Raw genomic sequence first — 13913 nt, forward strand, 5'->3', positions numbered from 1 at the left:
ACTGCGGCGGGTTTCGGGCCACTCAGGCCGAGGCCCGCCGCACCGGTGTGGTCGGTGTGACCACGGAGTCGGGGCTTTCGTCGTCCGCGCGATCCCGGTTCAGGCCGCGCAGCAGCAGACGGGCCATCAGCCGGCCCTGGCCCTCGATGGCCTGCCGCACGGTGGTCAGCGGCGGATCGGTGGACTCGGCCACCGAGTCCCCCCGCAGAGCACCTGAGGCCATCAGGTCGTTGGCGGCGAACACCGCGTCGAGGTCGGGCCGCCGCTCCAGCAGCTCCTCCATCGCCCGCGTTCCGCTCTCCACCGTGAAGGCACCCTCCGCCAGGAGGGTCGCGCCCGCGGCGGCGGCCGAGGACCTGATTCCCCGGAGCTGCTGGGAGAAGAAGGGGTCGGAGAAGATGCGGTTCTCGGGCTCCGATCACCACGGCCACGGCCACGGCACCGGTGCGCCGGGTGACCAGCGTGCGCGCGGCGTGGTTGGGGAATGTGGCCGAGTTCTTCCACCGCGAGGAGCACCTTGTCGACCAGTGGTCGACGTACCCCGTCGCCCCCGTTCACCACACGTAGCGCGGTGGCCCGTGAGACGTCGGCCCGCGCTGCGACGGCTTCCAGGGTGGGGCGGGGGCCCGGGGAACTGCTTGGGCAAGGCGGAAGTTCCTCGTCGCAGGGGACTGCGGCGGCACGGGCCGGCCATGGCGACCACCGGATCGGCGACAGCGTGACGCTGACGGCTCGGCGCGGCGAGAGTGCTGCCGCCTGCCGGAAGCGCTCGGGCCCGGCGGCCGTTGTGCTCAGTCGGTCTGCTTCTGCCACATCTTGACGGCCGTCTTCGGATTGGACGCGGAGTTCGACTTGTGTGTCACCGAGCAGCGGTACTGCTTACCCAGATACGTGACCCGGTCATGCGCCGAGTACTGCCGGTTGACTTTCCACTCCGAGAATCCCGCTGCCATGTGAGGACTTCCTTTCCGCAGGCCGACACACTGTCGGCCTGCGGGAATCCTCCCACGTCCAGCACTGCCCCCTCTCCGCCCGGACCGGCCGGTGAAAGGATGCCCGGGAGCGCGGGACGCACCCGTGGGAGTGGGTGGGGGGAACATGCTGGACGGACTGGACGCGGTGGACTGGCACGTCCTGGAACCGGGACGGCTGGACCGGTCGGCCACCGACGTATCGAAGGAGGACGATCCGGGCGAGTCCCACCTCTTCGACGGAACCGTCGGCGGCCACGCACGGTGGGCGCTGACCCGCATCGGGGACCCCCGCGCGCGCTGCCGGACCTCGTCGAGCGCTCGTCGCGCCGTACCGGGACATACAGGGCTGGGGCTACTGCCTCGGTGACCCCCGGCAGCCGGACGTCGTCGACGTACTCCGGCCGCTGCGTGCACACGCGGATGGACTCCTGCCTGCGGTACGGGAGGCGCTGCGGGACGAGGTCGCCCGCAAGGGCTGGCTGGTGCGGGATCTCCGTGAGGTGCTCCAGGCGTGGGGCGAGGACCCGGCGCTTCCCGGGGAGACCGAGCCGTACGCGCGGCCGTGGGTACCGCCGTTGACGGGCGCGGAGCAGGCGGAGGCGACCGTGCTCGCGTTCGCCGCCGACCCGGACGCGGACGAGCCGCACTGGGCGTTCGACGCATCCCTGGCCTCACTCGTCCGCCTCGGACACTCCACTCCGCCGGTCCGCGAGGCGCTGGCCAGGCTCCGGGCCTCGGACCGCCGGTTGTCCGGGTACGGCGACTACCGCGCGTTCCTCGAGGACGAGAAGATCCGTGAACGCATCGACGCGGTGCTCGCACTGCCGTAGCCATGCACCGGGCTCTCCCGGACGGCAACGGTGGCCGTTCCCGTCCGGGATGGGGGTCGGCCGCGCAGCAAGGCAGTGCGTTCGGGGGCGATCCTCCTGGGCGCATGGCGACCGCTTCGTGCTTGAGACCGTTCAGTGCGCGAGGCCGGCGTCGGGGAGCACCTCGGCCAGTGCCCGCGCGCGAGGAGGAACCGAGGTGAGGTCTTCGCACACCGCCGCCGCGGGGGAGCCCATGCCCGGGACCGGTCCGGGCCCGCCTGCCGACCGGCTCAACGGCGGATACGGGCGATGAGCAGGGCCACGTCGTCGTGGTTGTCGGGCCGGCGCAGAGCCGCCAGCAGATGATCGCAGGTGGCTTCCAGGTTGCGCTGTGGGCCGTCGAGGACCGTGAGGAGCGTGTCCAGGCGAATGTCGATGTCCTGGTCGCGTGTCTCGACCAGTCCATCGGTGTACAGCAGCAGTCGGTCGCCCGGGTCCAGATCGACGGCATTGGTACGGAAGGGGACACCGCCCACGCCCAGTGGAGCACCGGTGGGCAGGTCCAAGAGCTCGGGCCGGCGTCCGGGCCGGATGCGGACAGGAGGCAGGTGCCCCGCGATCGAGATGTGGCACTGCGCGCTGTGGGGGTCGTAGACCGCGTAGATGCAGGTGGCGATGTACGGGTCGAGCCCGGTGGTGATCCTGTCCAGGTTGCGGAGCACGTCGGCGGGCGACAGGTCCAGACCGGCGAGTGTCTGTGTGGCGGTGCGGAGCCGCCCCATCGTGCTGGCGGCGTTGATGCCGCTGCCCATGACGTCGCCGACGACGAGCGCGGTCCTGTCGCCGGTCAGGGAGAGGACGTCGTACCAGTCGCCGCCCACCTCGACCGCGGCACCCGCAGGCTGGTAGCGGGCGGCGACCTCGAGCCCGAAGAGGCACGGGGGCGGGTCCGGCAGAAGGCTGCGCTGGAGGGTGAGTGCCGTATCCCGCTGCGCCTGATACCAGCGGGCGTTGTCGATGCAAACGGCGGCACGGGCCGCCAGTTCGCCGGCCAGCGTGGCGTCGTCATCGGTGAAGGGCAGCGGGTTCTGGGCCCGTACCAGGTCGAGGGCTCCGAGGACCTCCCCACGGGCGATCAGGGGGACAGCCAGGTAGGAGTGGACGCCGGCCTCGGAGAGGAGCACGGCGGCCTGTTCGTCGCGCGCGATAAGGCGCAGATCCGCCTCGCCGACGTGCGGGACCATGACGGGCCGGCCGGTTGTGACGCAGCGGGCGATCAGCCGTTCGGCGTCGTAGCGTGCCACGTCGCCCTGAGGGTCGGCTGCCGCGGCGGCTTCCGTGGGATAGGCGGTGGCGACGGCCAGGGACCGGAACACCGCGGGTCCGTGGGACGGGTCGGGGGTGCGGTGCCCGTTCAGGGCGGCTTCGAGCACGTCCACAGCGGCCATGTCGGCGAGTTCGGGCACGGCGACATCGGCGAGCTCACGGGCGGTCTGGTCCAGGTCCAGTGTGGTGCCGATGCGCACGGAGGCGTCGGCGACCACGGTCAGGCGGTGACGGGCCCGTTCGGCGTCCAGGGCCGCGCGGTGCCGGTCGGTGACGTCCACGGCCGAGACACCCACGCCGAGGACCTTCCCGCTGGAGTCCTCCAGCCGGTAGAAGGAGACCGACCAGGCATGTTCGGTGCCGGGGTCGTCGTGCGTGCGGCCGACGGTGTACCGGTCCACGAGCGGAACGCCCGTGGACAGGACCTGTCGCATCGCGGATTCGCTGGTGCCGGCGTCCAGGAACGGCACCAGGTCTCGTGCGCTGCGGCCGAGATGGTCCTTGGCGGACATCCCGTTGATCCGCTCCAGCGCGGGGTTCACCATCACGTACCGCAGGTCCGTGTCCACGACGGCCAGCCCGATCGGCGACTGGTCGACCAGTCGGACGGACAGAGCCAGGTCACGTTCCACCCGCCGCAGTGTGGCCTGATCGGTGGCCAGCCCAAGGGCGTACAGATCCCCGCGGTCGTCCAGCAACCGCATGTTGCGGAACTCCAGCAGGCGCGTCCCGCCGTCCTTGTGCCGTACGGGGAAGGTGCCCGCCCAGCTTCCCTCCCCAGCCATCACCTCGCCGAACAGCCGGAGCACCAGGTCGACGTGTTCGTCCGCCACCAGCAGCTGGATGGCGAGCCGGCCGAGTGCCTCCTCAGCGCTGTAACCGATCAGTTCCTGAGCCTGGGGACTCCAGAACACGATGCGGCCCTCCGAGTCCAGCACGATCGCCGCCACGCCGAGGACATCGAGAAGCCCGCCGGGAGGCGAGCCGCTCAGCCCGGTACGTCCCGCAGGGCCCAGATCCTTCTGAGTCCCGTCCGTAGCCACCGTCCGCCGCTCCTTCCACCGCAGGCAGGCCGCTGATCGCACCCCTCCGCAAGGCGACTCCCCGTGCAGGCGCCGAGGCCACTCCCATACTCCCCCGCCGGGGCCCCCGACGCAGCACTCCGTGCCGAACAAAGGACCACGTCCCGGGCGGGGCCGGGAGCGGCCTCTCATCCGCGCCGGCGGAGATACACCTCCAGCGCGGCGGCCCCGGTCAGCATCGCCCGGCCCCGGGCGGACAGCCGGCCGTGCCAGTCGGTCATCGCGGCTTCCAGCAGCTCCAGCCCACCGGCAGCCCGCACCTGGGCGATGAGCGGGGCGATCTGCTCCAGGAAGTAGCCGCCCCGTCTGAGCTGATGGGCCAGTCGGGCGTCCCGTACATCGGCCGCGTCGTAGACGCGGTACCCGGTCCTCGGGTCGCGACGCGGACGCACCAGGCCCACACGCTCCCACGCGCGGAGAGTCGCCGGCCGGATGCCGAGCTGTCCTGCCAGTGGGCCGATGAAGGTGTCGCCGGGCCCGGACGCGAGGTCTGGCCCGGATGTGGCGCCGGTCTCGGATGTGGCGCCGGTACCGGTGCCGGTCTCCGAGGATGTCGCGCCGGATGCCAGGTCGCGGAGCGCGTTCTCCACGGCATGGAGTGTGCGCCGGTCCTCCAGAAGCTGGGCGTGGCTTTCGTCGATGAGGCGGAACGCCTCCTGCGCCGCGTCCTCGTTCACCGCCCGCATGACCGCCGTCGCCGTCCGGTGGCCGTGGCCCGGCACGAGGGCGAGGAACGCGCCCAGGGCGAGCGCGTGCAGGGGGGTGTAGACGCGGTAGCCGTGGGGTGTGCGGCCGGCGGCCGGAAGGATGCCGGTCTCCTCGTAGTTCCTGACGGCCTGGGTGGACAGACCGTACGCGCGCGCCAGATCAACCGGTCTGAGCCGTTCGGCCGTTTGAAGGTTTCTCCCCATCTTGCTGAGGATAGTCGCGAAAAGTTTCAACCGTAGCTTCAACGATACCGTTGAAGCCATGGCTACTGACATCAGAGACACCGTCCATGCCGTCGACGCCTCGGCCGTCATGGAGCTGCTCCCGGCCCGGCCTCGGCTGCTCGCTCTGGGCGAGCCCACACACGGGGAGGATGCGCTGCTCGAACTGCGGAACGAGCTCTTCCGGCAGCTCATCGAACAGGAGGGATACCGGACGATCGCGATCGAGAGCGATTGTGTGAAGGGCCTGGTCGTGGACGACTACGTCACCTCGGGCACGGGCACCCTCGACGAGGCCATGGAGCACGGATTCAGCCACGGATGGGGCGCGTCCGCAGCCAACCGCGAGCTCGTGCGCTGGATGCGCGCCCACAACGACGGCCTGCCCGCGTCCGAACGGCTCCGCTTCGCCGGTATCGACGGACCACTGGAGATCACCGGCGCCGCGAGCCCCCGGCAGGCCCTCACCGCACTCCACGGCTACCTCGTGTCGGCCGGTGTGGACGCGGAACTGCTTCCCCGCACCGCGCACTCGCTCGACCGCCTGCTCGGCACCGACGACCGGTGGACGAATCCCGCCGCGATGAGGGACCCGTCCCAGTCCGCGGGGCAGTCGGCCGAGGCCGTTGAGCTGCGTGTACTCGCCGACGATCTGGCGGCGCTGCTCGACGCCCGGACGCCGCAGCTGATCGCTGCGACCTCACGGGACGAGTGGGACCGGGCACGCCTGCACGGCCGCACCGCGAGCGGTCTGCTGCGCTACCACCACTGGATGGCCGACACCTCTGCGGCCCGGATGACGTGGCTGGTGAGCGTCCGGGACCAGATGATGGCGCACAACCTCCTCGCCCTCGCGGCCAGGGGCCCGGTGCTCGTGCACGCACACAACTCCCATCTCCAGCGGGAGCGGAGCACGATCCGGATGGGTGGGCTGCCGGTGGAGTGGTGGAGCGCCGGTGCGCTGGTGAGCGCCCACTTGGGCAAGGAGTACGCCTTCGTGGCCACGGCCCTCGGGACGATCCGGCACCAGGGAGTGGACACGCCGCCGCCGGACAGCGTCGAAGGACTCCTGTACGCGCTCCCGGAGGAGCGCTGCCTCATCGATGCCCCGCGGCTGGCCACCGCCCTGGGTGACCCGCGACCCGCGACCCGCGTATCCCCCTGGTTCGGTTACGCCCCTCTCGACCCGGCCCACCTGGCGGGCAGCGACGGCATCGTGTTCGTCAAGGACGTCCCGCGGGGTCAAGGCCCTTCCCTCCGATGGTGAACGGTCATCCACGGGCCGAGCGCCCGCACCGCCCACGCGCCGTCGTCTGCTCTCCCCCGAACCCGAACTCGACATGGCCGGGCCCCCGGGGGCTCCCCCGGTCGCAGCGGTACGGCTTCGCGATGACCGCGGTGGCTTCGACCTCGACCGAGGTGGTCAGGTTCCCCCAGTGCCACAACGCCCAGCAGGGTGATCGGCTCGACCGGATCGATGCCCGGTTCGCCCTGTCCACAGCGCGGCACCGGGCAATGGCGCCGGGGTGCTTGTCATCTGGGCGAGTGTCAGTGGGGCCAGGCAATCCTCCTGCGCCTGTGCGAACGAATCGAGGCGGAACAACCGGCCGATCTGACGGCCCTGTACGTGCTCACCCACGCGGCGACGGAGGAATTCAGCCTGTTGGAGGCGGAGTTCGACGCTGCCGGCAGCGAGACCGGCGCGTACCGGTAGCCGAGGGGTGCGGCGGCGGAGGGGCGTCGCACCCGCCGACGGCGGGCAGCCTGCCGTCGGCGGAAGGAGCCGGTGAAGCGGCACCGGGCCCTTCACCGGATGCCCGCCCCGTCTACCGGTGGTTACTCAAGACGCGTTCGGACCGACGTCGGCCGCCGTGAGGGGGCGGCGGACCGGCACCGTGGTGGCGTACTCGTCGGCGCCCACGTCGCGCGTGGCGCCGCGCGGGTGGCCGTCGATGTCGTCGGCCACGGCCGGGCTCGCGAGCGTCGCCGCGTTGATCGCGGGGCTGCCCGCCGACAGCCGGAAGATCCCGTCGGATTCCCGCCGCAGGAGCGGGTCGACCCGGCGGTAGCCGCCGGAGGGGATGTTGCCGTTGATCGCAGCGCCCCACAGGATGTTGCCCTGCCAGGTGAAGCCGGTGGTCTTGCCCATGGCGACCAGGCTGCCGGCGCTGCCTACCAGGAGGTTGTCGGCGATTACCACGCTCCGCGGCTCGTGGTCCCGGGTTTCGCCCGACAGTGTCCTGGCATTGCCGACCAGGGTGTTGTGGACGATCACCGCGCGGTCGCACGCGTCGTTGCCGCGCCGTTCCTCGGCCGTCTCCCCTGTGTGGTGGTCACGGGTGGTGCCGCTGCCGATCACCAGAGCTCGGTCCGAGAGGCCACTGAGGTGGTTGTTGACGATCAGATGGTCGTTGCCGTAGACGCGCACGCCGTTGGCGCCTCCGATCAGGTAGTTGCCTTCCACTCTGGAGTTGTTTCCGTGCCTCAGCACGATTCCGCCACGGCTGTCACGGATGGTGTTGTACCGGATGGTGTTGTCCGAGGACTTCACCGAGACAGCCTCGGGGTCTCCGTCGCACCGCTCGAACAGGTTGCGCTCCACGATCGCGCCGGCGCTGGACAGCGCCCGCCCGCTGAAGCCGATCCGGATCGCCTCGCCACCGTTGCTGCCGCTGAAACTGTGGTCGGAGAAGTGGTTCTTGAAGATGTTCGGCCGCTGAGCCATGGCGGTCGCGCCGGGGCCGTCCACGACGACGAAGATGCCCTCGGTCGTCTTGTCGTGGAATCGGTTCCGGTCGATCTTGACGTCGTCGCCCCGCACCACGACCCAGTCGAATCCGCTGCCGGTATCGGTGAACCCGAAGTCGTTGCGGGTCAGCCGGATGCGCGTACAACTGGCCGGGATCTCCAGGGACGTGCTCTGCCGGAAGGCGAAGTCCCTGACAGTGATGTTGCTCGAGTCACTGAAGACGAAGCCGCGTTCGCCCCGCAGTACGACGCCGCCGCGGGACTCCGCGACAACGGTGATCGGCGCGTCGGCCGTTCCGTGCTTGCCCGACACCCTGATGGCGCCACCCGACGGAACGGTGTACGTGCCATTGGCCAGGACGATCTGATCGCCGGGAGCCGCGCTGTCGATCGCTTTCTGAAGGTCGGCCAGGGAACCGACCGGGGCGGCCGCCGCCATCGAGGCGTGGAGCGGCACAGCGGCGAACGCCGCGCCCAGCAGGGTGCCCGTGAGGAACGTACGTCGTTGCATGATGCCTCCTGATCGAACGGGGAAGGGGCCGGGGCGTCACGGCAGCGGAACGCGTCCATCCGCTGCTGCGCGGATGGACGCGTTGCAGGCGCGCCCCGGCTGTCGGTGCTGCTGTGCGCCGAGTCCTAGAAGTCGTCGGCGCCGTTGCGCAGCTCGTACGTCCAGTAACCGGTCTTCGCGGCCGCGTCGTCGACCGCGATGCCGCCCGTCGGCGCGGTGACGATCTCGCTGCCCTCCGTGGGGCCGTCGGAGGCGAAGAAGTTCACGTAGAAGGAGGTGACTGCGTGGTTCTCGTCGTCGACACCGCCGTTGTTGATCCGCACGGCGGCGTACGCGGGGGCGCCCGCCTCCAGCACGATGGGTGTGCCCGGCTTGCTCTTGGCGACCGGGGGAACGTCCTTCGAGGTCTGGGGAAGGTCACCGAACCCGAGGAGCGGGTACTGGAGCAGGGTGCAGCTGTGGCCCGAGACGTTCTTCGCCGTGAGCGTGATGTGCGTGGTGGGCGTGCCTCCCTGCTTGGCCGCCGTGACCTTCACATCGTTGACCGTGCAGGCGGGGGCCTTGGCCGCACTCTTCTTGGCACCCGCCTGGGTGGCACCACCGGTGGAGCCCTCCGTGTCCGAACCGGAAGTGCCGGAACCGGAAGTGCCCGAACCTGCGGTGGCCGAACCGGTCGTTCCCGATTCGCCGGTGGTCGAGCCGCTCGTGCCGGAACCGGCGGTGGCCGAACCGCTCGTGCCGGCACCGGCCTCTCCCTTTTCGGCGCCCTTGTCTGCCTTCTGAGCCGCGACAGCCGCTGCGCCGTCGCCCTTCGCGCTGTCGTCGCCCCCGCCGCAGGCGGTGAGCGCCATACCGAGGACGGCTACGGCGGTCGCGGCGAGAACGGCAGGGCGGCGGATGGAGGTACGCATGTGGGGCTCCCCGTGTGATGCGGTCGGTACGTGGTCGATGTCCGGTGCGGACATCTGGTCTGCTCTCAGCTTGCGACCACGCCCTGCCGTCCTGCTGACGTCCCGCTAACGTCCCGCTTACGCCCGGGGCCACGCATCGAACGCGTCGCCCCCTGTCCCCCGGGTCCTGCTCCAGGAGTCGTCACCACGCGCTGACCGCGCGGCCGGTCAGCCTTGAGGTTCCTGCGGCCTGGCGTCGACCTCGCGAAGGCCCTGGTCCTTGAGCTCGGTACGTGCCTCGGTGCGGTGGCCCCGGGCGATGTAGTCGCGTACGACCGCTTCGACGGCGTCCTGCGGCGAGCCGACTCCGGCGAGAACCATCACCTCCACCACGAGTTCGGCATCGAGACTGATGTTGACCTTGGCCATGGGTGGCGCCCCTTTCGTCGGACGGGGACTGTAACAGGGCAGTGACCGGGTTCCCAGGAGACGTCTGCACGAGGTGAGGATCGAGGTCGTGGGCAACGGACCGTGCGGGGCAAGGACATGCGTTCCATGAGCATGGCCATGCCCCGGCCGCCCGCCGCGACGACCGTGAGCAGAGCCGCCGTCAGGCCGCCTCGGCGCGTGGCAAGGGCTGTCGTGGTCAGACGGGCTCCCGCCGCGCCGGTAGGCCAGGACGCCCCGTCGCATGCTCGCTCGACGTACGGAGCCGAGGTCCACCGAGAGCGTGTGGAGAGGGTCGGCCGTGCGACGGGCCAGGGCGGTGACAGCGCTGGAGTCTAGCCCCCGGACAGCAGCACGATCTCACCTGGGAATGGGTCATGCGTTCGGCGAGGCGGGGGAAATGGTCGGTCCGCAGTGGACGACGAAGGGCAAGGAGAGTATCCGCTCCTTGCCCTCCTCAACGTATAGCGCACCGGGGGGCTTGCCGCAAGGCCCCGGCCGTACCACAGAATGACCCGCCGAGCCCCGCACCTGCGGAAACAGCAACTCCGCGAGGTCTGTGCGCTTTGGCCGGTGCAGGCGAATTCCACTCTCGTTGAATGGGCGTTCTGATGATTGACGTGATCGTGGTCGGCGGCGGACCGACCGGCTTGATGCTGGCCTGCGAGCTGCGACTGCACGGCGCGCGGGTGGTCGTACTGGAGAAGTTGACCGAGCCGACCGCGGAGGGCCGCGGGCAGGGCCTTCACACGCGCAGCGTCGAGGTGATGGACCAGCGCGGTCTGCTGGACCGGTTCCTCGCAGTCAGCGAGAAGTTCCAGGCCGGCGGTCTCTACGGCGGCATCGTGAAGCCGTGGCCCGACGGGCTGGACACCGCGCACCCGTACGGGGTCGCCACCCCGCAGCCGGTCACCGAACGGATCCTCAACGAGCGCGCGCTCGAACTCGGTTCCGAGATCCGTCGCGGCCGCGAAGTGGCCGGGCTCAGCCAGGACGACGACGGGGTGAGCGTCGAGCTGACGGACGGGACGCAGGTGCGCTCGCGCTACCTCGTCGGGTGCGACGGCGGCCGCAGCACGGTGCGCAAACAGCTTGGTGTCGGCTTCCCCGGCGAGCCCGCCACGGTTGAGACGCTGTTGGGCGAGCTGGTTCTGACCGAGGATGCGGCAACGATCGAGGCCGTCGTCGAAGAAGTCCGCAGGACCCAGCTGCGATTCGGGGCCACCCCTCTCGGCGGGGGCGTGTACCGCGTCGTCGTGCCTGCCGACGGCGTGGCCGAGGACCGTGCGACCGGGCCGTCCATCAAGGACTTCGAGAAGCAGCTGCGGGCGGTCGCGGGCACCGATTTCGGCGCGCACGCACCGCGCTGGCTGTCCCGGTTCGGCGACGCCACCCGGCAGGCCGAGCGCTACCGGGTAGGCCGGGTCATGCTGGCCGGCGACGCGGCGCACATCCACCCGCCGACCGGCGGGCAGGGTCTCAACCTAGGTGTGCAGGACGCGTTCAATCTCGGCTGGAAGCTGGCCGCCGAGGTCAACGGATGGGCGCCGGAAGGCCTGTTGGACAGCTACCACACCGAACGGCACCCGGTGGGTGCAAGCGTGCTGGACAACACACGCGCGCAGATCACCTTGCTGGGCACCGACCCGGGTGCGAGCGCGCTGAGGGAGCTGTTCACGAAGCTGATGGACTTCGAGGAGGTGAACCGGTACGTCACCGGGATCATCACCGCGGTCGACGTCCGCTACGACTTCGGCGAGGGGCACGAACTGCTCGGCCGGCGGCTGCGGGACGTGAAGCTGGAGCAGGGGCGCCTCTACGAGCTGATGCACGGCGGCCGGGGGCTGCTGCTGGACCCGGCCGGCCGGCTCTCGGTGACGGGCTGGGCGGACCGGATCGACCATGTCGTCGACGCCGGTGAGGAGCTGGACGTGCCCGCGGTGCTGCTGCGGCCGGACGGCCACGTGGCATGGGTCGGTGAAGATCAGCAGGATCTGCTCGGCCGGCTGCCCACGTGGTTCGGCGCCGCCAAGAGCTGAGCAGGCGGTGGCGAGGCCCCGTTGCGACCGTGGCTCAGCTCGCGGGTACTGCGCCGTCGGCAGCGGCTCGCCCGGCGGCCCTCAGCGCGGGTGGCAGGGGCCTGGCGTGCACGATGCGCAAACGGGAGACGGCCCGGGTGAGCGCCACGTACAGGCGGTTCAGACCGCGGGGCTCCGCTTGGACGATGGCTGCGGGCTCCACCACGACGACGTGGTCGTACTCCAGCCCCTTGGCCGCTGAGGCCGGCACCACCGTGACGCGTGCGCCGAGGGCGCCCGGTCCACCGGCGGGGATTCCGGCCGTGGTGAGCGCGGCGCGCAGCCCCGGCGCATCGGCATCGGCCGCGACGACACCGATGGAACCGGCTTTCCCCAGCGCCGCGTTCACGGCGGCGACCGCAGCGACGGCCGTGTCGTCGGTCCGTGTGAAACGTGCCTCGCCGTCGCGGCGCAGGGAACGGGACGGCGGCACCTCCACGTCGAGATGCCCCAGCAGCCGGTTGGCGAGTTCGGCAACAGCGGAAGGGACGCGGAAACCGGTGGTCAAAGGGGTGACGACGGCTTCCGGTTTGCCCAGGTGGGCGAGGAGTCGTGGCCAGTCGCGCGCCGCCCAGGGGGTGGTGCCCTGGGCGAGATCCCCGAGGACGGTGAGCGACCCGGAGGGCGAGCGACGGGCGATGACGCGGCACTGCATGGGGGAAAGGTCCTGCGCCTCGTCGATCACGATGTGCCCGTAGCCGGCGGGGCGCTCGATCAGCCCGGCGAGTTCGTCGAGGAGGACGAGATCAGCCGCTGACCACCGGGCCGTTCTGCGGGAACGCGGCGGCTCGGGCCGGAGCAGGACGCTCCGCTCGCCCGCGTCGAGGATGCCCTCGACTGCTCCGGCGAGAAGGTCCGCACGCGTGAGCAGATCCGCGAGGACCTCCTCGGCCCGCACGGAGGGCCAGACGGCGTCGAGCACCGTGGTGAGCGGGCGGGCCCGGGAAACCTTCTGGACCCAGAGATTGGTGCGCGGACCGGCACGGCGTTCGGCCTGTTGCTGGATGTGACGGACGACGCGGGTGCGGACCCGGTCCCGCCCGACGGCGTACGGAGGTTCCTCGGTGCGTACGTCCCTGACGATCCGCACCAGTTCGTCGGCCGGGACGCGCCAGCGGTACGAGCCGTCCGGCACCGCGAGGGACGGCGCCGGCTCGGGGCTCACTCGCGCGTACAGCGCGCGGCGCAGCACTTCGGCCATCCGAACGTCGTGCTTGACGGCTGCCGCCTGCTCGCTGTCGTGCGCCGTGACCGGGTGCCGGGCGATCTCGTCGTCGAGCGTGGACTGCCTCACGCCGGTCTCGCCGAGGGCCGGCAGCACTTCGGAGATGTAGGAGAGAAAGGTGCGGCTGGGACCGGGGATCAGCATTCCGCCGCGCTGGATGCGCTGCGGATAGGTGTAGAGGAGATACGCCGCCCGGTGCAGTCCGACTGCGGTCTTGCCGGTGCCGGGGGCGCCCTGGACGCAGAACGTGGCAGCCAGGTCCTCCCGTACGAGGTGATCCTGCTCGGGCTGGATGGTGGCGGCGATGTCACGCATGGGACCGATGCGAGGGCGCTCGATCTCGCCGGTCACGATCCCGCTCTCCCCCGATTTCCCCGCCCGCCACGCCTGCCCCGCCTCCCCCGCGCTCAGGTGCTCGTCCTCGATGCTGGACAGATCGGCGGAGTCGCCGCGGCTCGCGTACGTCCAGCCGAAGCGGCGCCGCACCGCGACACCCTGCGGGTCCTGGATGCCGGCCTGGTAGAAGGCCCGGGCGACGGGGGCGCGCCAGTCGACGACCAGGGGCGGTGAGGACGGATGCGAGGTGATGCGCAGACGCCCGATGTGGTAGCGCTGACCGGCGTGGTCGCCGGCCGTTTCGGAGTCCGGGGTGAAGTCGAGGCGTCCGAAGAACAGGGGCCCTTCGGGCAGCTCCCGGAACTCTCTGGCCCTGGTCCGCAGCTGGTGGCCGAGCACTTCGGCGTCGGCACCGGACGCGGAGACGTCCTCGCCGACGACCATCTGTTCCTGCGCACCGTCGATCATGGCGTCGAGCGCGGTTCGGCAGACGTCGTGGTGGGAGCGTTCCTGAGCGAGGGCGTCCGTGAGTACGGAGTCGGAGTGTGACATACCCTC

Annotated in this window: 11 protein-coding genes and 2 pseudogenes; 5 read left to right on the plus strand and 8 right to left on the minus strand. The window is 70.8% G+C overall.

What is annotated here, in order from left to right; translation table 11 throughout:
- Positions 1-22: 22 nt before the first annotated feature.
- Positions 23-612 (minus strand): annotated as a pseudogene (locus tag F0344_RS00540) (substrate-binding domain-containing protein).
- Between the two features lie 179 nt (positions 613-791).
- Positions 792-953 (minus strand): carbohydrate-binding protein, encoded by a 162-nt coding sequence (locus F0344_RS00545; protein WP_185296883.1) that lies wholly within the window; start codon positions 951-953, stop codon positions 792-794.
- 145 nt (positions 954-1098) lie between these two features.
- Between F0344_RS00545 and F0344_RS00550 the strand changes: the two genes are divergently transcribed.
- Positions 1099-1341 (plus strand): hypothetical protein, encoded by a 243-nt coding sequence (locus F0344_RS00550; RefSeq protein WP_185296884.1) that lies wholly within the window; start codon positions 1099-1101, stop codon positions 1339-1341.
- A gap of 115 nt (positions 1342-1456) precedes the next feature.
- Complete coding sequence (locus F0344_RS00555) at positions 1457-1804, plus strand: hypothetical protein (RefSeq protein WP_185296885.1); 348 nt, start codon at positions 1457-1459, stop codon at positions 1802-1804.
- A 269-nt stretch (positions 1805-2073) separates the two neighbouring features.
- On the opposite strand, the gene F0344_RS00560 is transcribed toward F0344_RS00555, so the two are convergent.
- Both F0344_RS00560 and F0344_RS00565 read right to left on the minus strand, forming a co-directional pair.
- On the minus strand, positions 2074-4152 hold the full coding sequence (locus F0344_RS00560) for a SpoIIE family protein phosphatase (protein ID WP_374940044.1): 2079 nt from the start codon (positions 4150-4152) through the stop codon (positions 2074-2076).
- Positions 4153-4319: 167 nt separating this feature from the next.
- The gene (locus F0344_RS00565; protein WP_185296887.1) at positions 4320-5102 is read right to left on the minus strand and encodes a TioE family transcriptional regulator; all 783 of its coding nucleotides are present in this window, start codon (positions 5100-5102) and stop codon (positions 4320-4322) included.
- Positions 5103-5160: 58 nt separating this feature from the next.
- On the opposite strand from F0344_RS00565, the gene F0344_RS00570 reads away from it, so the two are divergent.
- Both F0344_RS00570 and F0344_RS35290 read left to right on the plus strand, forming a co-directional pair.
- The gene (locus tag F0344_RS00570; protein WP_185296888.1) at positions 5161-6387 is read left to right on the plus strand and encodes an erythromycin esterase family protein; all 1227 of its coding nucleotides are present in this window, start codon (positions 5161-5163) and stop codon (positions 6385-6387) included.
- Positions 6388-6675: 288 nt separating this feature from the next.
- Positions 6676-6816: pseudogene (locus F0344_RS35290) on the plus strand (DUF5713 family protein); the annotation flags it as partial.
- 144 nt (positions 6817-6960) lie between these two features.
- Here F0344_RS35290 and F0344_RS00580 read toward each other — a convergent pair.
- From F0344_RS00580 to F0344_RS00590, 3 genes are all read right to left on the minus strand, one after another.
- A complete protein-coding gene (locus tag F0344_RS00580) occupies positions 6961-8379 on the minus strand; it encodes a polysaccharide lyase 6 family protein (RefSeq protein ID WP_185296889.1) in 1419 nt (472 codons plus the stop codon).
- A gap of 125 nt (positions 8380-8504) precedes the next feature.
- Positions 8505-9290 carry a DUF4232 domain-containing protein gene (locus tag F0344_RS00585; RefSeq protein WP_185296890.1) on the minus strand — a complete coding sequence of 262 codons (786 nt, stop codon included), beginning with the start codon at positions 9288-9290 and terminating at the stop codon, positions 8505-8507.
- 207 nt (positions 9291-9497) lie between these two features.
- The gene (locus F0344_RS00590) at positions 9498-9698 is read right to left on the minus strand and encodes a type II toxin-antitoxin system VapB family antitoxin (RefSeq protein ID WP_185296891.1); all 201 of its coding nucleotides are present in this window, start codon (positions 9696-9698) and stop codon (positions 9498-9500) included.
- A gap of 629 nt (positions 9699-10327) precedes the next feature.
- On the opposite strand from F0344_RS00590, the gene rox reads away from it, so the two are divergent.
- A complete protein-coding gene (rox, locus tag F0344_RS00595; RefSeq protein ID WP_185302441.1) occupies positions 10328-11755 on the plus strand; it encodes a rifampin monooxygenase in 1428 nt (475 codons plus the stop codon).
- 34 nt (positions 11756-11789) lie between these two features.
- On the opposite strand, the gene F0344_RS00600 is transcribed toward rox, so the two are convergent.
- Entirely contained in the window at positions 11790-13907 is a 2118-nt protein-coding gene (locus tag F0344_RS00600; RefSeq protein ID WP_185296892.1) for a HelD family protein, read from the minus strand.
- Positions 13908-13913 lie beyond the last annotated feature (6 nt).

It is taken from the genome of Streptomyces finlayi (genome assembly GCF_014216315.1).
Lineage (GTDB): Bacteria > Actinomycetota > Actinomycetes > Streptomycetales > Streptomycetaceae > Streptomyces > Streptomyces finlayi_A.